The sequence below is a fragment of the Arthrobacter celericrescens genome, assembly GCF_003614925.1.
Classification (GTDB): Bacteria; Actinomycetota; Actinomycetes; order Actinomycetales; family Micrococcaceae; genus Arthrobacter; species Arthrobacter celericrescens.
On the sequence record NZ_QYLP01000050.1, the window covers coordinates 1 to 18,428 of the forward strand.

An 18,428-nucleotide genomic window follows, 5' to 3' on the forward strand; every position below is an offset into this window, starting at 1 on the left:
GGAACCGCTTTGGGCGGTTCCGGCCCCTTCTGCCGTTTCCGGGCTGTCAGTTTCGGGTGACGTGCGGTAACGGTGCCGGTGACGGTCCGGCGGCACCTGCCGCGTGCTCGGCGTCCTCCAGCGCCCTGGCGAGCTGCTCGACGGCGGCCGGGTAGCCGCCGTCGGCCGTCACACGGGAGGACTCCGCGTGCCGCATGGCGCGGAAGAGTTCCGCGGTGGACGGCACCCGGGCATCGCTCATGGCGGGGTAGTCGATCTGCCGTCCGGGGTCGAGCTCGTAGAGCTGCCAGCGCCGCAGGAGGTCCCGGTGCCGGGCCGCGGTGGCGGCGTGCACGCTGTGCTGCCGGCGCAGCTCACCCACCTTGCGTTCGCCGACCAAGGCGGCAACCGCCGTGGCGGCCGCGAGGCAGAACAGGACGAGCCCGACGGCGGGGGACAGCAGCGCGGGCACGAGCAGTGCCGGAACGATCACCACGAGCCCGGCGAAGGCGTTCCAGAAGAAGGCGTCCGGTTCCTGGTCCTGTTTCTTCCGGAGCGAGAGGACGGTGGCCGCGACGGCGGCGACGAGCAGGACCGCCCAGAAAACGGTCTGCCACAGGCTCAGCTGTACTCCGGATATGGCGGGCATCTGGACACCTCCGCACGCTGCAGGGCCGCCTTTTCTCCAGTATGCGCCGGAGCCCGAACGCTGGCGAGTGGGGGTTAGGCCTTGGCCTTCTTGTCCTTCTCGCCGGCCTTGTCCGCTGCCTTCTTCGCGTCCTTGATGCGCTGCGCTTCCGAGCGGACGGCGGCGTGGGTGGCGCGTTCGACGACGAGCCACTGGGGCGGTGCGGCCAGCAGCGCGGTGATTTCCGCCGTCGTCAACGGCTCGGTGATGCCGCCGCGGGCGAGCCCGGCGATGGAGATGTTCAGTTTCTGGGCGACCACGGGGCGCGGGTGCGGGCCGGTGCGGCGGAGCTCGGCGAGCCACTCGGGCGGGTTGGACTGCAGTTCCGCGAACTCGGCACGGGTGACGGCCGAGTCCTGGAACTCCTGGGGAGCTGCGGGCAGGTAGATGCCAAGCTTCTTCGCAGCGGTGGCCGGCTTCATGGCTTGGGGGCTCGGGGTCTTCATTGTCCAAGGGTATCGCCCGCTACGCCGTCCGGACCGCCCGCGGCCCGCCGCCGGTCCACTGAACAGGCGCACGGTCACATATGTGTTTGCGGAGCAATCTTGTGGATTGCTCCGCAAATGCGTATCTATGATGAATCCATGCCGCAGATACGAGTTTCGGAGGCCGCGCGCTTCCTCGGGGTGAGCGATGACACGGTGCGCCGCTGGATCGACAACGGTGCCCTGACCGGGACGAAGGACGACGCCGGGCGCGTGGTGGTGGACGGGCTGGAGCTCGCCCACCTGGCCCGCGAACAGGCCGCCCTGCCGGAGGATCCCACCCGAGTGGGCAGCTCCGCGCGCAACCGCTTCGTTGGCCTCGTCACCGGAATCACGGCGGACAAGGTCATGGCGCAGGTGGAGCTGCAGTGCGGCCCCTTCCGTGTGGTGTCCCTGATGAGCAGCGAAGCCGTGCGGGACCTCGGCCTGGAGCTCGGCTCGGTGGCCACCGCCGTCGTCAAGGCAACCACCGTCATCATCGAGGCACCCCAAGGAAAGGGCATCGCATGAGGAACGCATTCCGGAAGGCGGCGGCACTACTGGCCGCACTCGGCCTGGCTGCTTCGCTGGCCTCGTGTTCCCCGGCGGCCGGAGGTGGAACGAACACGACGGCCGGCACGGTGACCGTCTACGCCGCAGCGTCCCTGAAGACGACCTTCACGGAACTGGCCGCCTCCTTCGAAGCGGCCCACCCCGGAACCAAGGTCACGCTGAACTTTGCCGGCTCCTCGGACCTGGTCACCCAGATCACCCAGGGCGCCCCCGCCGACGTCTTCGCCTCGGCCGACACCAAGAACATGACTAAGCTCGCCGACGCCTCCCTGCTGGACGGCGAGCCGAAGGACTTCGCCACGAACGTCCTGGAGATCGCCGTCCCGGCGGCCAATCCGGCGTCGGTCTCGTCCTTCGCGGACCTCGCCAAGCCGGGCGTGAAGGTGGTGGTCTGCGCCCCGCAGGTGCCCTGCGGCGCCGCCACCGAAAAGGTGGAAAAGGCTGCCGGAACCACGCTGAAGCCCGTGAGCGAGGAATCCTCCGTGACCGACGTCCTCGGCAAGGTCATCTCCGGGGAAGCCGACGCCGGGCTGGTCTACGTCACCGACGTGAAGACCGCCGGCAGCAAGGTCAAGGGCATCCCCTTCGCCGAGGCGGACCAGGCCGTGAACACTTACCCGATCGGCATCGTCGGCTCCAGCAAGAACAAGGAGTTGGCGCGGGCTTTCATGGAACTGGTCGCCGGCAGCGAGGGCAGGAAGGTCCTGGTCGACGCCGGATTCGGCGCACCGTGACCCCTTCCCTGAGGGCTTCCCGGGACGCTTCCCCGAACGCTTCCCCCGACGGCGGCGGCCACGGCTACAGCGGCGTTCCGCGCTGGCTGTACCTTCCGGCCGCCGTCGGGGCCTTGTTCGTCATGCTGCCGCTGGTGGCGATGCTGGCGAAGGTCAACTGGGGCCAGTTCATTCCGCTGGTGACGTCGGCCGCTTCCCTCGACGCGCTCGGCCTGAGCCTGCGGACCTCCGCCGCGAGCACAGTGGTTTGCCTGGTATTCGGAGTGCCGTTGGCCATGGTCCTGGCGCGTCGGCCGTTCCGCGGGCAACGCCTGCTGCGCGCCTTCGTCCTGCTGCCCCTGGTGCTTCCGCCGGTGGTGGGCGGCATCGCGCTGCTTTACACCTTCGGCCGCCAGGGCCTGCTGGGGAAAACGCTGGAACTGGCCGGCATCCAGATCGCCTTTTCCACTACCGCGGTGGTCCTGGCCCAGGCCTTCGTGGCCCTGCCGTTCCTGGTGGTCAGCCTCGAGGGTGCATTGCGCACCGCGGGCAACCGGTACGAAACCGTGGCCGCGACCCTCGGCGCCGGCCCCACCACCGTGCTGCGCCGCGTGACCCTGCCGCTCGTCATGCCGGGGCTGGCCTCCGGCGCGGTGCTGTCCTTCGCCCGCAGCCTGGGGGAGTTCGGCGCCACCCTCACCTTCGCCGGCAGCCTGCAGGGCGTCACCCGGACGCTGCCGCTGGAAATCTACCTGCAGCGCGAGGCCGACGCCGACGCCGCCGTTGCGCTGTCCCTCCTGCTGGTGGCGGTGGCGGTGGCCGTCGTCGGGCTGTCCTACCGGAAGCCCGGCAGGCAGGTGGCCGCATGACGTTCCGGATGACTGCCCTCGTGCACGGGCGTCTGGACGCCGACTTCACGGTGGCGCCCGGCGAGACCGTGGCGGTCCTCGGGCCGAACGGTGCCGGGAAATCCACCCTGCTCGCCGTGGCCGCCGGGCTCCTGAAGCCCGACGCCGGGTCCGCCCGTTTGGGCGACAAGGTCCTGTTTGAGCGCGACGGCGGCAAGCACGGCTGGGTTCCGCCGCGTTGGGTTCCGCCCCACCTGCGGGGCGTGGCCCTGCTGGCCCAGGAGGCACTGCTGTTCCCGCACCTGAGCGTCCTGGACAACGTGGCGTTTGCGCCGCGCACCGCCGGGCAGTCGCGGGCGGAATCCCGGGAGACGGCGCGGCGCTGGCTGGCGGAGGTGGATGCCCTGGACCTCGCGGCCCGGCGGCCGGGGCAGCTGTCCGGCGGGCAGGCGCAGCGGGTGGCCGTGGCCCGCGCCCTCGCCGCCGAACCGGAACTCCTGCTCCTCGACGAACCGATGGCCGCCTTGGATATCCATGGCGCGCCGCAGCTGCGCAGGGTGCTGAAACGGGTGCTGGCGGGCCGCAGCGCGGTGATCGTCACGCACGAGGTGCTCGACGCCCTTATGCTCGCGGACCGGATAGTGGTGCTGGAGGGCGGCCGGATCGTGGAGGAAGGCCCGGTCCGCGAGGTGCTTGGCCGCCCGCGCAGCGCCTTCGCCGCCGGACTCGCCGGGCTGAACCTGCTCGCCGGGACGGTCACTGCCGAGGGGTTGCTCGTTTCAGGGTTCGGCGGGCTTTCCGGAACCGCGCTTTCCGGGATGTTCGACGGCGAAGCGGCGGCCGGGGAGCCCGGAGTTGCCGCGTTCCCGCCGTCGGCCGTCTCCGTCTTCCCGGAGCTGCCGCACGGCAGCCCCCGCAACTGCCTGCCCGTGGTGATCACGGAGCTCGAGCCGCACGCCGGCGGGATCCGGGTGCGGGCGGGCGAGCTGGCAGCCGACATCACCCCGGCGGCCTCGGCCGAACTGGGCCTGGAACCCGGGATGGCCGTGTTCTTCGTGGTGAAGTCGGCCGAGGTGCAGGTGTACGGGGCGTAGCCGGCGTGTGGGCGGCCTCAGGCCATCCCGGCCAGCCGCGCGCAGGCGTCCCACAGGCGCTTGCGGGCCGCGGGGCCCGACCCCATGCCCGGCGTCGGAAGCTGCTTGCGTTTGGTCCAGAGCTTTCCGGACACGGCGGCTGTTTCCGGTGAGGTGGCGAGCCAGAGCGGCGTGTCCGCCGCCTCTGCGGCCGTTGCTCCGAAGGTGTTCGTGACCCAGCGGAACGGGCCGCCGACGTCGTGCAGCAGCGCCGTGTCCTTGACGAGTCCCGGATGGACGGCGTTTGCCACCACGCCCGAACCGGACAGCCGTTCGGCGAACTCCTGCGTGAGGAGGACCCGGGCGAGCATGGTGGGCGGGGTCGAGCGCAGGTAGCTGTATTTACCCTCGGCGGTCTGCAGGTCCTCGAAGTTGAGTTTCGTGTTCCCGTACCTGGACGCGATGTTGACGATGCGGGCGTTTCCATCCGCCGCGGCGGCCTTGAGCGCATCCTGCAGGAGGCTGGTCAGCAGGAAGTACGCCATCACGTTGGTGGCGAAGGTCAGTTCGAGACCGTCGGGGGTTACGTGGCGCTCCTTGCGGAACACCCCCGCCGCGTTGACGAGCACGTCGAGCCTGTCATGGCGGGACAGGAACCCGGCCGCCGCCGCGCGGATGGAGGACTGGTCCGAGAGATCGCAGGCCAACGGCTCAAGCCGGGCGCCGGGGACGAGTTGCCCGATGCTCTTGGCCGCCTCTTCCGCCCTGGCCATGGAGCGGCCGACCACCGCCACCATGGCGCCTTCGCGGGCAAGGCCGGTGGCAATGGCCTTTCCCAAGCCGCCGGTCGCCCCCGTCACGAGCGCTACGGTGCCCTTCATGGAAGCCATGGTCTCACAGGCGACCGGGACCCGGCAGGCGTTCGGAAACGCGAAGTCGCGGGAAGCCTGCGGGGACGCCGGAACGTTCCAGCGACCCCGCAGCGCTCCCGCGACTCCGGTGCCAGGGTTGGGCGTCAGGGCCCGACGGCGGCCCTAGACGGTGGCGTCGGCCGGAACCTTCGCGCCGGCGTCGTCGTCCGTTTCGGACGGCTCGGCTGCAGCGGCAGGTGCGGCCGCCGTCGGGGCTTTGCCGCTCTTCCGGTACCGGAAGTGGAAGAACAGGTAGCAGGCCACCGTGAAGGCACCGCCGAAGTACAGCGCCGGGGCCTGGGTGGGATCGAAGCCGATGCCCACCATGGAGCCAAGGCACGCCACGAAGGCCAGGATCGGAACCAGCGGGAAGAGGGGCGCCTTGTACGGAAGGGTGGAGAGGTCCCCGCCGTTCCGGACGAAGGCGCGGCGGTGGAAGTAGTGCGAGGCCACGATCGACATCCACACAGCCACGGTGGCGAAACCGGCAACCGAGGTGAGCACCAGGTACACGGTGGTGGGCGCCACGATGCTGCTGATCAGCGAGGCGAGGCCGCCGAAGATGCTGACGACCAGGGCAATCAGCGGGATGCCGCGCTTGGTGAGCTTGGCGAACGCCTTGGGAGCGTGACCCTCCGCGGACAGGGAGAACAGCATGCGGGCGCAGGAGTAGAGGCCGCTGTTGCCGGCCGAGAGCAGGGCCGTGATGACCACGAAGTTCATGATGTCCGCGGCATACGGGATGCCGATCGCGGAGAAGACCGTGACGAACGGGCTCTCGTCGAGGCCGGCTTTGTCATATGGGATGGTGGCGGCGATGACTACGATGGCGCCGATGAAGAAGATCACCAGCCGCAGGACCGTGGTGCGCATGGCCTTGGGGATGTTGCGGGCGGGATCGGTGGTTTCGCCGGCAGCGACGCCGATCAGCTCGGAGCCGGAGAACGCGAAGAAGACCACGAGCACCGTGACCAGCACGCCGGTGAAGCCGTTCGGGAAGAGGCCCTCCGACGTCGAGAAGTTCTCGAACAGCTGCGGGTAGCCGCCGTCCGCCATCGGGTGGAAGCCCAGGAGTGCGGCGCCGCCCAGCAGGATCAGGCCGACGACGGCGGCGACCTTGATCATGGCGAACCAGAACTCGCTCTCGCCGAAGACACGGGAGGAGATGGCGTTCATCGAGAACAGCACCGAGGCGAAGACCAGGCACCAGATCCACACCGGAACGTCCGGGAACCAGCGCTGCATGAGCAGGCCGGCGGCGGTGAATTCGGAGCCGAGTGCTACCACCCAGGTCAGCCAGTAGAGCCAGGCCGTGGTGAAGCCGGTGGCGGGGCCGATCGAGCGGGCGGCGTAGATGTGGAACGCACCGGACACCGGATACGCGATGGCCAGTTCGCTGAGGCAGGCCATCACCAGATAGACGACGACGGCGCCGATCAGGTACGCGATGACCGCACCGAGCGGTCCGGCTTGGGAGATCGTGTAGCCGGAGCTGACGAACAGCCCGGAACCGATCACACCGCCGAGTCCGATCATCACCAGGTGGCGGGCTTCCATAGACCGCCTGAGGCCTGGCTTTGCGGGATCGGCCGGGGTTGCCTGTGTTTCTTGGAGCGGAGCAGCGCTCATGGATCCTCCGTGGGGTTAGGGCAAGGCAAAATCGGGCGCGCAGAAAGAGCCGGACAAACGCCGGAATCTGCGGGATTCTGGTCTTCAGGATAAGGGGGAGTACCCCGTCTGGGCCCACGCCGCCAGGGTTCCCTGGCCGAAGCGAAGCGAGGCTAGGGTGGCGGTGGGGACCATTTCGGTGATCAAGCTAACACCGCCCGGGACGGCTCCTGAGAGCTCAGGCACATTGCCAAAGGATCGTCGCCGATGGGCAACGCGGCGGCGCCCTGAGCAACAGCTTGGCTGATGCTGGGCCGGAACTGTTTCAAGCATTACTTGGGTTTGCTGCTATCTTGGCCCGCCCGCCGTCGGCCCCCTGTCCGGCCAACCGCCACGCGGTACTGTGAACAGGTGCCAGCCGATCACGATTCCGCCCCCGCCAGCGACGAGACAGCACCCGCCGAAGCCCCCGCCGAAGCCGAACCGCGCCGCGAGCTCCGCTTCGCGTACGTTCCCGGGGTGATGCCGGGCAAATGGATCCGCCGCTGGGAAGAGCGCATGCCGGACGTTCCGCTGCATTCCTTCATGGCCGACGACGCCGCCCAGCTTTCAGTGTTGCGCGACGGTTCCGCGGACCTCAGCTTCGTCCGTCTTCCGGTGGACCAGGAGGGGCTCCACGTCATCCCGCTCTACGAGGAACAGCCGGCCGTCGTGGCGCCCAAAGGGCACGAGATCACGGTCTTCGAGGACGTGGACCTGGCCGACCTGGCCGAAGAGAACTTCCTGGACATCGCCGAAATGGGCGGGCCGGAGATGGCCCTGCAGGTGGTGGCGTCGGGCGCGGGCCTGGTGGTCATGCCAATGCCCATGGCCCGGCACTTCAACGTCAAGGACACCGTGGCCCGCCGGCTCCACGGCAGCGAAGGCACCCGGATTGCCCTGGCCTGGCCGAAGGACGCCACGGACGAGGTGATCGAGGAATTCATCGGCGTGGTCCGGGGCCGCACCGCCAACAGCTCGCGCCAGCCCTCGGCCCAGCAGGAGAAGCCGAAGAAGGCCCCCAAGCCGGACCGCCGCGGCAAGGCCGGCGGCGCCGCTGCGGGCGGCGCCAAGAAGGTGGCCCAGCGCTACGCCCCGAACCCGGACAAGGGCCGCGGGCGCGGCTCGCGGAAGAAGGGCAAGCCCTAGCCGCCCATATCGTCAGGGTCTGGAAGAGGTACCGGTTCAGGTGTAGCGTGCTTCGTTGTCGGCGAGTTGGTGACCTAGCCCGGCCAGCAGGATGGTGAGTCCTTCGTCGAGTTCCTGTGACCCGTCGTACTCCAGCAGCTCGGGCGCGAGGCTGCGCAGGTGGGGGAAATCCCGGAGGGGCAGGCGCTGGAGTCCGAGGCGCAGCAGGGCTTCGTTTTCGTCCGGGTCCGCGATGAGTTCCTGCAGTTCGTTCAGGATGTGTCCGTAGAGGAAGCCATAGAAGGCGCGGTAGATGTGCAGGGCATCGGCCGGGACGAACCCGGCGCGGATCAGTGTTCCCAGTACCTGTTCCAGTGGCCGCAATGTTCCTGCCGGCCGCAGGCCAAGGGGCGTGGACAACGGTCCGGTCACCAGCAACGGGACGGCATTGGGATGAAGCAGGCATACCCGGCGCAGTTCGTGGGCCATCCGGCGCAGTTGTGCCTGCCAGTGCGTATCGTCAGGGAAGGTTTCCACCTCGTCCAGGACCAGCTCGGCGACGCCGGCGAGCAGTTCCTGCCGGTTGGCGGCATACCGGTAGATGGACATGGGGTCGCGGCCGATGGCTTGGCCGAGCCGGCGCATGCTCAGGGCCTCCACCCCGTGCTCATCGACCAGTTCCAGGGCCGCCTTCAGCACCGAGGTGCGGCTGAGCCGTCCGGCCCCGTTTTGTCCGGACGCTCCTTTGCGTTCCACGACCGCCTCCTAACGTTCCAAGAAACCCTTGCCTTCCTGCGGCTGTAGGTCTACAGTGTAGACAAGATTATAAATCTACGGGTTATTACTACAGTGTAGTGCTGTGGGGAGCGATTACCTAGCGTTTGCAGGCACTTCGGAGTTTCCTGCCTCATATGGCCCGTGCCGCCATTCCCGGCACGAACCCCGGTTCGCACCTTCCGCCCGCGACCGCCCCACTGCCCCGGCGCCCAAGCCGTAAACGGCAGCATCCCTCCCTGAAAGGCCGACCATGGCCGCCCCGCATTTCGGCCGTTTCCTCGCCGAAGCCACGATCCCTGATCTGGACCCCGCCCGCTGGCTTGCCGAAGAGCAGCTTTTCGGCCTGTACCTGAGCTGGTGCAGCCTGGAACGTTGCGTCCCGTTGTCCGAAGCCGGCTTCCGGGCGGGCATGAAACGACATGGCGTCCGCCCCTCGGCCACGGGCCTGCGGAGGACCGGACCTGCGGCCATGGACTACATCCTGCACACCTACCCGGCCCTGCCCTGAAGGATCGGTGACTAACCATGAAAAAGATACGCAACCTCCAGGATCGGCTGAACCCCGGCACGCAGCAGATGACGGGAAGCCCCTACGGGACGAGGCCGCGCATGCCGGCGTCCCCGCAATGGCTGCCACTCTGGTGCTCCACCTGCGGCACGGACAAGCACCTGATGCTGCACTCCGTCGAGTCCCTGCCCGCCCACCCGGTCGAACCGCTCGTGCATGTCATCTACGCCTGCACCGCGTGCGGCTCCTTCCATGCCCACGCCGCGCCCTTCCGCCACGTCGCAGCATTGCTGAACGAGGCCGGGACCGTCCCTGGCACACTGCACTTCGGCGGCTCCTACCTGCACTGCGGAGTGCCGATGGCCGTGACCGGCACGTCCTACCGGACGATCCAGGCGCCGATGTCCACCGCCGAATGCCCGGACGCAGGCACCGCCGAGGTCATCCTCGGCACGAAAACACTCGAATGCGCCTGCGGGTTCCGGATCGAACTGCCCGACTAAGCTGCGCGGCTGCCCCGAACCGCGTGCGTTAGTTTCTGTTCAAGTTTGTGCACCTCGTTGACCATCTCTGTGCGTTTCCCAAAAGCTGTGCAGGGAAGCACTCAACGAGGAGACAACCTTGAAAACACCAACCCTGGCCAGGAACCTGGCCGCCATCGCAGCCGCGGCCGCCATGGTCGCGGCCGGCGTCGGAACGGTTCCCGCCGCCGTCGCCGCCGAAACACCGCCGCTTCCCGGCGTCGGGTACGCCAGCGACGTTCCCTGGGCCAGCATGAGCAACGGCTGGGGCCCGGCCGAACTCGACATGAGCAACGGCGGCCAGGCCCTCGGCGACGCGAACCGGCGCCCCCTGACCATCAGCGGCACTGTCTACCCGAAAGGGCTCGGCACCCACGCGGCGTCGTCCATCACCTACAACATCGGCGGCCAGTGCCGGCAGTTCCTGTCCCAGGTGGGCATCGACGACACGCAGGCCGGCCGCGGCCGCGTCGACTTCCGGGTCCTGGTGGACGGTGTGGAACGGTTCGCCGCCGAGCGCAAGGGCACGGACGGCGCCCTGCCCGTCAACGTGGACCTCGCTGGCGCCACCACCCTCGAACTGCGCGTCGACGCCGGGCCCGAAGGCAACGGCAACGACCACGCCGACTGGGCGGATGCCCGCATCAACTGCTCCGGCGAATATCTCGCCATGCCGCTGCGCCTCGAGGGCTCGGCCGGGACGAACCTCAACGCGCTGGTCCCCGGAACGCCGGCCACCGTCGTCGTGCGCGACCTCAAGCCGCTCAGCCCGCTCAGCCTCGCCTTCCGCGGCGGGAAAGTGGCCGACGCCGTTGCTGACGCCACCGGCGCGGCGGCCGTCACCTTCGTGGTGCCCGCCGGAGCCACGGGCGGCACCGCCGAACTGACGGCCAGCGGCACGGGCCCGTTCGACGTGCCCACCAGCGGCACGCTCAGTGCCCTCGTCGTCCAGCTCAGCGACGCGAAGTTCTACGTGGATTGCTCGGCCGCCGCGCCTGGCGACGGCAGCCAGGCGAACCCCTTCAACTCGATCGCCCAGCTCACCGGCCACGGTGCCTTCAACGCGGGCGAATCGATCCTCTTCCGCGCCGGCACCAGCTGCACCGGCGCGCTCAAGCCCGCGGGCACCGGCGTCGCGGGCCACCCGATCACCCTCTCCAGCTACGGCGACGGCGCCAAGCCCACCATCAACGGAGACGGCGCGGTGGCCGCCATCCAGATCACCAACGCCAGCCACTGGACGGTCAGCGGCCTGCACGTCGTGAACCCCTCGGACACCCCGACCCGGCGCGTGGGCATCCTCTTCGAAAACAGTGGCACCGCCCAGACTGCGGGCATCGTGGTCACCGGAAACCACGTGGAGGACGTGGCCGGCTGGCGCAACAAGGCCACCAACGGGGCGGGCTTCGCCCAGTCCGCCGGGATCATGGTGCGCACCTGGGGCAAGGGTTCCGTGGACGGCATCACCATCACCGACAACGAGGTCAACGACACCGCGGGCGGCGGCGTGAAGATCTCCGCCCCGGACACCACCGAGCGCTACAACACCAAGGTGTACGTGGCCCGGAACACGATGCACGAGGTGGGCGGCGACGCGATCGTCATCCACAACTCCGACGCCCCGCTCATCGAGTACAACAGCGGCCTCAACCTCGGCCAGGGCGCGCACCCGTACGAGGGCGGCAACTTCGCCGGCATGTGGCCGTACAACTCGAAGAACCCGGTGTTCCAGTTCAACGTGGTGGGCAACAGCACCACCTCCGTTTACGACTCCACCGCCTGGGACTGCGACATGAAGATCGTGGGCACCTGCCTGTTCCAGTACAACTACTCCTACGGGAACGCCGGCGGCTTCTACCTCAACTGCGTCTCCAACTGCGGCGGCGGATCCACCGCGGCCAATGTGGTGCTGCGCTACAACGTGGCCCAGGACGACTGCCGCCTGGGTGGCGCCAGCACCGGTCCGGGCAAGCACTACATCTACAACAACACCTTCTATTGCCCGTCCCGCGGCTTCCTGGACGACATGACGGGCCCGCGCGAGGTCCGCAACAACGTGTTCGTGGCGCCGGGAGGCCCGCTCCGCGCGGCGTCCGCGGTGTACTCCAACAACGCCTACTTCGGCGGGATCCAGCCACCTGCCGGGGAGGCCCTTGCTGTGCTGGGCGACCCCAAGCTGATTGCCGGCGGCAGCGGCCAGACCACCCTGGACGTGCCGGGGTACAAGCTCGCGTCCGGCTCGCCGCTGCTGGGTGCCGGCGCCGTGATCGCCGACGACGGCGGCCGGGACTTCTTCGGGAACCCCACCGCTGCCTCGGGTTCTGCGGCGGCGCCGAACATCGGCGCGTACCAGGGCCCCGGCGTCGATGTTACGCCCCTGCCGTTCCAGGCGCTGCTGAACCAGACCTCGGTGGCGAACGCCGCGAACCCGCGCAACGGTGCGATCACCGCGGACCGCCGCACGCTGTCGGAAGAAGCCCTGGCGGACGCCGGGCTGGTGAGCGGCCAGCGGTACTCGGCGTTCGGCGTCGAATCCGTATGGCACCCGAACCCGGTGGGAACGCCGGACACCCTCAAGTCCGCCGGGCAGCGGTTGGCGGTCTCCGGACAGGGCCGCACCCTGCTGGTGACCGGCTTCTCCACTGGCGCGGTGTCCTCCGGCGTGGCCACGGTGCACTTCACCAACGGCATGTCCAAGAAGGTCACCATCACCCTGCCCAACTGGAAGGGCGGCGTGCCCACGGACACCAGCATGCTGCTGGCGAAGTCGGCCTACCACCAGCGGCACACCCAGGGCTACATCGGCGGCGCTGCCACCGTGCTGCGCGTCGACGAGCCGGCCTCGGTGTTCGCCACGAAGATCGATATCCCGGCCGCGTTCGAGGTCTCCGGCATCACCCTGCCCGCGGGCAGCGCCTTGGTGGATGAGGGCCTGAACATCATGGATGTGGCCATCGGGAACAAACCGGTGGGGCTGGGGTAGGCAGGCGGCCGGGACGCCTAGGCCGGCGGCCGCCCCGGCTCAGCCCACGTGGATGCCGGGGCGGAGGGCCGGGTCCGGCTCGTTCTCGCGGATGATTTCGCGGACCACCGGGGCGGTATCGCCGCGTCCGAGCAGCAGGTAGCGCATCAGGTGGGCCAGCGGGTTGCCCTCGGACCATTCGAAATAGGCGTGGGGGCGGACACCGGTGGCGTCGCGCAGCGCCAGGAGGATTGCGGCGATGGCATTCGGGGCGGCCGGGCTCTCGGTACGGAGGACCCGGTGCCCTTCCACCTCGATGCCCCGGACAACCAGGGTGTCGCTGAAGCTTGACGGGTCCGTGATCTCGATTTCGAGGAACATGACGTCGGCCGTTCCAGGAACCGGATTCATTTCCCGCTGGTCGATTTCCTTGGCCAGGTATTCGGCGGCGTCCCGGGCCTGGGGGCGGTTCGCGATCAGGTTGATCCGGCCGTCGAAGTCGAGGGTGTCCTTGATGAAGCGCCGGGCGTCCTCATCAAATTCAATGCGGTCCACGCGCAGCTCCGTGGTCCGGCTGACCCGGGAGACCAGGGAAACCGCGATGATGCCCAGGATGAAGAAGCCGGAGATGGTGAGGCCGTCCGGCTTTTCGATCACGTTGGCCACGAGTGCGTAGAGCAGGACGAGGGTCAGCACCGTGAAACCGATGGAGGCGGTCCGTTGTTTCCTGCGGATCGCCGAGATGGTCACCGCCACGGCTCCGGAGACCATCATGGCGAGGATGCCGGTGGCGTAGGCGCCGGCCTGGGCATTGACGTCGGCGTTGAACCCGATCGTGATGAGGATGCTGACGGTGGTGTAGACGAGCACCACCGGGCGGACGGCGCGGGTCCAGTCCGGTGCCATGCCGTAGGAGGGGAGGTACCGCGGGACGATGTTGACCAGGCCGGCCATGGCCGAAGCGCCGGCGAACCAGAGGATCAGGATGCTGCTGATGTCGTACACCGAGCCGAAGCCTTCACCGAGCCGTTCGTGTGCCAGGTAGGCCAGGGCGCGGCCGTTGGCCTCGCCGCCGGCTTCGAAGGCTTCGGTGGGGATCAGGATGGTGGTGACCAGGCTGCTGCCGATCAGGTAGACGCTCATGATCAGCGCCGCCGTCGTGAGGAGCTTCCGGGTGTTCCTGATCTTCGAAGCAAGCCGTTCCTCGGCGGTCTTTCCGTCGGCGGCCACCAGGGGCATCATGCTGACGCCGGTCTCGAAGCCGGACAGGCCAAGCACCAGGAGCGGGAAGGCCACGAGCGCGGGTCCGATCAGTCCGCCCGGTCCGGCACCGGCGGAGCCCAATGCTGCCGTCCAGTTCGAGAGCAGCTGCGGGGAGGTGAAGACCTCCACGAGGCCGCTGCCGATGATGACCGCGTTCATGAGGAGGAAGACGGCCACCAGGGGGATGGCGACGGCAACTGCTTCGGTGAAGCCGAGCAGGAACACGCCGCCCAGGATGAGGAGGAGGATGACCGTGACGACGACGGCCTGGCCCTCCATGAAATGCGGCACCAGGGGGTTTTCCAGCAGGTGAACGGTGGCGTCGGCGGCGGACAGTGTGATGGTGATGATCCACGAGGTCGCCACGAAGCCAAGCAGGACCAGCACGAAGATCTTCCCGCGCCAGAAAGAGAGCAGCGTCTCGAGCATGGCCACTGAACCTTGGCCGTGCGGGCTCTCCTTGGCAACCCGCCGGTACATCGGCAGCATGCCGAGCAAGGTCAGGGCCACGATCAGCAAGGTCGCCAACGGCGAAAGTGCCCCGGCGGCGAGGGCCGCGATGCCGGGCAGGTAGGACAGCGTGGAGAAGTAGTCCACGCCGGTGAGGCACATGACCTTCCACCAGCGCTGCTGCGGTGTGTGGTCCTCGGCGGATTCCGGTCCGACAGGCATGTGGACGCGGTGTTCCAGCAGCCAACGCATCAGTGGGTGGCCGGATTCCGCTCGCCTTTGCGGGGTGGGGACGACCGGTGGAAGGCCGTGGGTGGCAGATGCCGTCAAGGACTCGTCTTTCTGTTCGCAGGCTATGACCTCCCGGAGGCTAGCACCGCGAAAAACCCCGGCGGGCGAAAATCAGCCGATCTTAACGGTTCCTTTACGCCTGTGAACCCGCCGCCCTCTTGACGAGTTCCGCGATCCTCGCCTCGACCTCGGCGGTCAGCTCCGTCAGGGCGTAGGCGACCGGCCACATGTCGCCGTCGTCCAGCTTTGCCGGATCGTTGAAGCCGAGCGTGGAATAGCGGGTCTTGAACTTCCCCGAGCCCTGGAAGAAGGCCACCACCTTGCCGTCCCTGGCGTACGCGGGCATTCCGTACCAGGTCTTCGGCTCGAGCGCAGGAGCGCTTTCCTTGACGATGGCGTGGATCCGCTCTGCCATCGAGCGGTCCGGCTCGGGAAGTTCGGCGATCTTCGCCAGCACGTCGGCTTCCCCGTCCGCCTTGCCTGCCTTCGGGCGCTTGGAGCTTGTCTTGAGTTCCTGGGCACGCTCCTTCATGGCGGCGCGCTCTTCTTCGGTGAATCCGTCGTAGGACTTGTTCCTAGTGCTCTCCGCCATGGCCGTTCCCCTTCGTGTGGTCGGTATGGAAACCCACACTAGACGCGCCCGCTACTCCCCGTGAACGGTGAGCTGCTGTTCCTCGGAGCGGTTGAGGTAGCCGAGCAAGAGTTCCCCGGCCCGCTCCAGTTCCCCGGCTTCGAGGGCGGCGCAGATGGCCTCGTTCTCCTCGAGCCAGGCGCTGTAGAAGTGCGCGTCCGAGGTGGCCTTATGGAAGTACAGGCGCATTTCGGCCAGGACGTGCCGCATGATCGTGTCCAGCCGCTTGCTTTCGGCCAGGGCCACGATGGCGCCGTGGAAGTGCTGGTTGGCGCTGCCCAGGGCGTCATTGTCGTCCGCCGCGGCGGCGCGTTTGCCTTCGTCGACGGCGGCACGGACTGCCGCCACGCGTTCGGCGCTGCCGCCGCCGCGGATGGAGCTCACCTCGATGGCCCGGCGGACGGTATAGAGGTCGTGGATGTCCCCGGCTTCGAGGGTGGCCACGAAAACGCCGCGGTTGGGCTGGCGGACCACAAGCCGTTCGCTGGCGAGTTCGGCAAAGGCCTCCCGCACGGTGTTCCGGGAGACGCCCAGGTCCTCGGCGATGGTGGCCTCGGTGAGCCGGGCGCCCGGCAGCAGCATGCCCTCGGCGAGTTGGTAACGCAGTTCCTCGGCCACGCGTTCGGCCACGGACGGCACGGCGATACGGACGCGCGCGCTGCCGGTCTGGGGAGGTGCCATGACATGAATTTACCTGATTGTCGCAAATTCGGATCGAAGAATCGTTGAACAATTCGACAATGTAGTGCATCCTAGATGGACCACATCCGATGAGATAGGGATCACAATGGCAAGCATCGACCTGAACAGCGACGTCGGGGAGTCCTTCGGACGCTGGACCCTCGGCGACGATTCCGCGATGTTCGAGTCCGTTTCCAGCGCCAACGTGGCGTGCGGCTTCCACGCCGGCGACCCCAGCGTCATCCGCGCCACCAGTGCGAAGGCGGCCCAGGCCGGCGTCGCGATCGGAGCGCACGTGGGCTACCGGGACCTGGCGGGCTTCGGCCGCCGCTTCCTGGATATCGATCCCAAGGAACTGGCCGACGACGTCGTGTACCAGCTCGGTGCGCTGCAAGCCCTGGCGGCCACCGCCGGAGCCCGGGTGAAGTACGTGAAGCCGCACGGCGGCCTCTACAACGCGATCGTCAAGCACACCGCCCAGGCGCAGGCCGTCGTCGACGCCGTCAAGGCAGTGGACCCGGACCTGCCGATCCTCGGGCTCCCTGGTTCGGAGGTCCTGCGCCTGGCCGAAAAGGCCGGCCTGCGCGCCGTGAGCGAAGCGTTCGCGGACCGCGCCTACAATCCGGACGGAACCCTTGTCCCGCGCACCCAGCCGGGCGCCGTCCTGCACGATCCCGCGGAGGTCGCCGAGCATGTGCTGCGGATGGCCACCGAACAGCGGATCATGGCAACCGACGGCTCCATCCTCAATGTCCGCGCGGAAAGCATCTGCGTGCATGGTGACTCACCGGGCGCCGTGGCCATGGCCACCGCCGTGAAGTCCGCCCTCAGCGACGCCGGCGTCAGCATCGCCTCCTTCGCCTGAACCCGTTCCTCAGGAACGCCCAAACCCCAGAACCCCCAATCTCCAGCAAAACCCTCATCCCCCGGAGGAAAACATGACCACCAACAGCAAGGCAAAGGCCGTGACGAGGAAGCCACCGGCCGGCGCCCTCAAGGCATACATCGCCAGCCTCACCGGCACCTCGCTTGAGTACTACGACTTCGCCATCTACTCCGTGGCCTCGGCCTTGGTGTTCCCCAAGATTTTCTTCCCCTCCGGGGACGAGTTCGTGGGCCTGCTGCTGTCCTTCTCCGCCTTCGCCGTGGGCTACCTGGCCCGCCCGATCGGCGGCGTGGTGTTCGGCCGGCTCGGCGACAAGATCGGCCGCAAGTACGTGCTGGTCTTCACCCTGGTCCTCATCGGCGTGGCCACCGTCCTCATCGGTGCGCTGCCGGACTACTCGGTGATCGGCGTCGCGGCCCCCACCATCCTGGTGCTGCTTCGCCTGGCCCAGGGCATCGGCGTCGGCGGCGAATGGGGCGGCGCCGTGCTGCTCTCCAGCGAATTCGGCGATCCCAACAAGCGCGGCTTCTGGTCCTCCGCGGCACAGATCGGTCCGCCCGCCGGCAACCTGATGGCCAACGGCGTCCTCGCCGTCCTCGCTGCCTCCCTCAGCAACGACGACTTCCTCTCCTGGGGCTGGCGGGTGGCCTTCCTCGCCTCGGCGCTGCTGGTGGCATTCGGCCTGCTGATCCGCCTCAAGCTTGAGGAGACCCCGGTCTTCAAGGCCATCCAGGCCCACGGCGACCGCCCCAAGGCCCCCATCAAGGAAGTCTTCCAGCACGAGCCCAAGGCACTGGTTTCCGCCGCCCTGTCCCGCGTCTGCCCCGACGTGCTCTATGCACTCTTCACCGTGTTCGTGGCCGTCTATGCCACCAAGGAACTGGGCATGACCACCGGCAATGTGCTGGCCGCGATCCTGATCGGCTCCGCCTTCCAGCTGTTCCTCATCCCGCTGGCCGGCGCCGTGACGGACCGCTTCAACCGCCGCCTCGTCTACGGCGTCACCGCGGCCGCCACCGCGGCGTTCATCCCGCTGTTCTTCCTGATGATCCAGGGCAAGTCCGTGGTGATGCTGACCATCGGCGTGGTGATCGGCCTGGCTCTGCACGCTTTCATGTACGGCCCGCAGGCCGCGTACATTACCGAACAGTTCCCGGCCCGCCTCCGCTACGCCGGCAGCTCCCTTGCCTACACCCTGGCCGGTGTGGTGGGCGGTGCCGTCGCCCCGATCATCTTCACCGCGCTCTACGGTGCTGCTTCCGGCGGCTGGTGGCTGATCGCGGTCTACCTGCTCGCCGCCTCGGTGGTGACGATCGTGGGCCTGCTGCTGGGACGCGACCCGAAGCCCGAAGAGGATGTCCGGCTCCTGCAGGACGTCCAGGCGTAAACAGCCCGCCGGCTGGCCGGAACTGGCAACGGAATTAAGGAACGGAT

The 18,428-nt window shown here is 68.3% G+C and carries 18 protein-coding genes; 10 read left to right on the forward strand and 8 right to left on the reverse strand.

Annotated features, from left to right (window positions below):
* Positions 1-46: 46 nt before the first annotated feature.
* Positions 47-628, reverse strand: a complete 582-nt coding sequence (locus D3654_RS11105; RefSeq protein WP_120521558.1) for a hypothetical protein — start codon at positions 626-628, stop codon at positions 47-49.
* 74 nt (positions 629-702) lie between these two features.
* A complete protein-coding gene (locus D3654_RS11110) occupies positions 703-1,089 on the reverse strand; it encodes a DUF5997 family protein (RefSeq protein WP_425359412.1) in 387 nt (128 codons plus the stop codon).
* Positions 1,090-1,251: 162 nt separating this feature from the next.
* On the opposite strand from D3654_RS11110, the gene D3654_RS11115 reads away from it, so the two are divergent.
* From D3654_RS11115 to D3654_RS11130, 4 genes are read left to right on the forward strand one after another with little or no spacing between them, the layout of a single operon-like run.
* Positions 1,252-1,662 carry a TOBE domain-containing protein gene (locus D3654_RS11115; RefSeq protein ID WP_120521686.1) on the forward strand — a complete coding sequence of 137 codons (411 nt, stop codon included), beginning with the start codon at positions 1,252-1,254 and terminating at the stop codon, positions 1,660-1,662.
* A complete protein-coding gene (modA, locus tag D3654_RS11120) occupies positions 1,659-2,438 on the forward strand; it encodes a molybdate ABC transporter substrate-binding protein (RefSeq protein WP_120521560.1) in 780 nt (259 codons plus the stop codon). The genes D3654_RS11115 and modA overlap by 4 nt, the downstream gene beginning before the upstream one ends.
* Before the next feature lie 8 nt (positions 2,439-2,446).
* Positions 2,447-3,286 (forward strand): ABC transporter permease, encoded by an 840-nt coding sequence (locus D3654_RS11125; RefSeq protein WP_245413200.1) that lies wholly within the window; start codon positions 2,447-2,449, stop codon positions 3,284-3,286.
* Complete coding sequence (locus D3654_RS11130) at positions 3,283-4,359, forward strand: sulfate/molybdate ABC transporter ATP-binding protein (protein ID WP_120521561.1); 1,077 nt, start codon at positions 3,283-3,285, stop codon at positions 4,357-4,359. Before D3654_RS11125 ends, D3654_RS11130 begins: the two co-directional genes overlap by 4 nt.
* Before the next feature lie 17 nt (positions 4,360-4,376).
* Here D3654_RS11130 and D3654_RS11135 read toward each other — a convergent pair whose 3' ends face one another.
* Both D3654_RS11135 and D3654_RS11140 read right to left on the reverse strand, forming a co-directional pair.
* A complete protein-coding gene (locus D3654_RS11135; RefSeq protein ID WP_120521562.1) occupies positions 4,377-5,219 on the reverse strand; it encodes an SDR family NAD(P)-dependent oxidoreductase in 843 nt (280 codons plus the stop codon).
* A gap of 153 nt (positions 5,220-5,372) precedes the next feature.
* Complete coding sequence (locus tag D3654_RS11140; RefSeq protein ID WP_120521563.1) at positions 5,373-6,878, reverse strand: amino acid permease; 1,506 nt, start codon at positions 6,876-6,878, stop codon at positions 5,373-5,375.
* Between the two features lie 390 nt (positions 6,879-7,268).
* Here D3654_RS11140 and D3654_RS11145 point away from each other — a divergent pair, with 390 nt between their 5' ends.
* Positions 7,269-8,045 (forward strand): LysR family transcriptional regulator substrate-binding protein, encoded by a 777-nt coding sequence (locus D3654_RS11145; RefSeq protein ID WP_245413188.1) that lies wholly within the window; start codon positions 7,269-7,271, stop codon positions 8,043-8,045.
* 36 nt (positions 8,046-8,081) lie between these two features.
* On the opposite strand, the gene D3654_RS11150 is transcribed toward D3654_RS11145, so the two are convergent.
* Positions 8,082-8,780, reverse strand: coding sequence for a TetR/AcrR family transcriptional regulator C-terminal domain-containing protein (locus D3654_RS11150; RefSeq protein WP_120521565.1), 699 nt, complete (start codon positions 8,778-8,780; stop codon positions 8,082-8,084).
* 271 nt (positions 8,781-9,051) lie between these two features.
* Here D3654_RS11150 and D3654_RS11155 point away from each other — a divergent pair, with 271 nt between their 5' ends.
* The 3 genes from D3654_RS11155 to D3654_RS11165 all read left to right on the forward strand — a co-directional run bounded on the left by D3654_RS11155 (position 9,052) and on the right by D3654_RS11165 (position 12,813).
* The gene (locus D3654_RS11155; protein ID WP_120521566.1) at positions 9,052-9,309 is read left to right on the forward strand and encodes a hypothetical protein; all 258 of its coding nucleotides are present in this window, start codon (positions 9,052-9,054) and stop codon (positions 9,307-9,309) included.
* A gap of 17 nt (positions 9,310-9,326) precedes the next feature.
* A complete protein-coding gene (locus tag D3654_RS11160) occupies positions 9,327-9,812 on the forward strand; it encodes a hypothetical protein (RefSeq protein ID WP_120521567.1) in 486 nt (161 codons plus the stop codon).
* 118 nt (positions 9,813-9,930) lie between these two features.
* Positions 9,931-12,813, forward strand: coding sequence for an NPCBM/NEW2 domain-containing protein (locus tag D3654_RS11165; RefSeq protein ID WP_120521568.1), 2,883 nt, complete (start codon positions 9,931-9,933; stop codon positions 12,811-12,813).
* Positions 12,814-12,852: 39 nt separating this feature from the next.
* On the opposite strand, the gene D3654_RS11170 is transcribed toward D3654_RS11165, so the two are convergent.
* The 3 genes from D3654_RS11170 to D3654_RS11180 all read right to left on the reverse strand — a co-directional run bounded on the left by D3654_RS11170 (position 12,853) and on the right by D3654_RS11180 (position 16,108).
* Positions 12,853-14,727, reverse strand: coding sequence for an APC family permease (locus D3654_RS11170; protein WP_245413189.1), 1,875 nt, complete (start codon positions 14,725-14,727; stop codon positions 12,853-12,855).
* A gap of 202 nt (positions 14,728-14,929) precedes the next feature.
* Positions 14,930-15,388, reverse strand: a complete 459-nt coding sequence (locus D3654_RS11175; protein WP_120521570.1) for an iron chaperone — start codon at positions 15,386-15,388, stop codon at positions 14,930-14,932.
* A gap of 51 nt (positions 15,389-15,439) precedes the next feature.
* Complete coding sequence (locus D3654_RS11180; protein WP_120521571.1) at positions 15,440-16,108, reverse strand: GntR family transcriptional regulator; 669 nt, start codon at positions 16,106-16,108, stop codon at positions 15,440-15,442.
* Between the two features lie 106 nt (positions 16,109-16,214).
* Here D3654_RS11180 and D3654_RS11185 point away from each other — a divergent pair, with 106 nt between their 5' ends.
* On the forward strand, positions 16,215-16,973 hold the full coding sequence (locus D3654_RS11185) for a LamB/YcsF family protein (protein WP_120521572.1): 759 nt from the start codon (positions 16,215-16,217) through the stop codon (positions 16,971-16,973).
* A gap of 73 nt (positions 16,974-17,046) precedes the next feature.
* Complete coding sequence (locus D3654_RS11190; RefSeq protein WP_120521573.1) at positions 17,047-18,381, forward strand: MFS transporter; 1,335 nt, start codon at positions 17,047-17,049, stop codon at positions 18,379-18,381.
* The last annotated feature ends 47 nt before the right edge of the window (positions 18,382-18,428 follow it).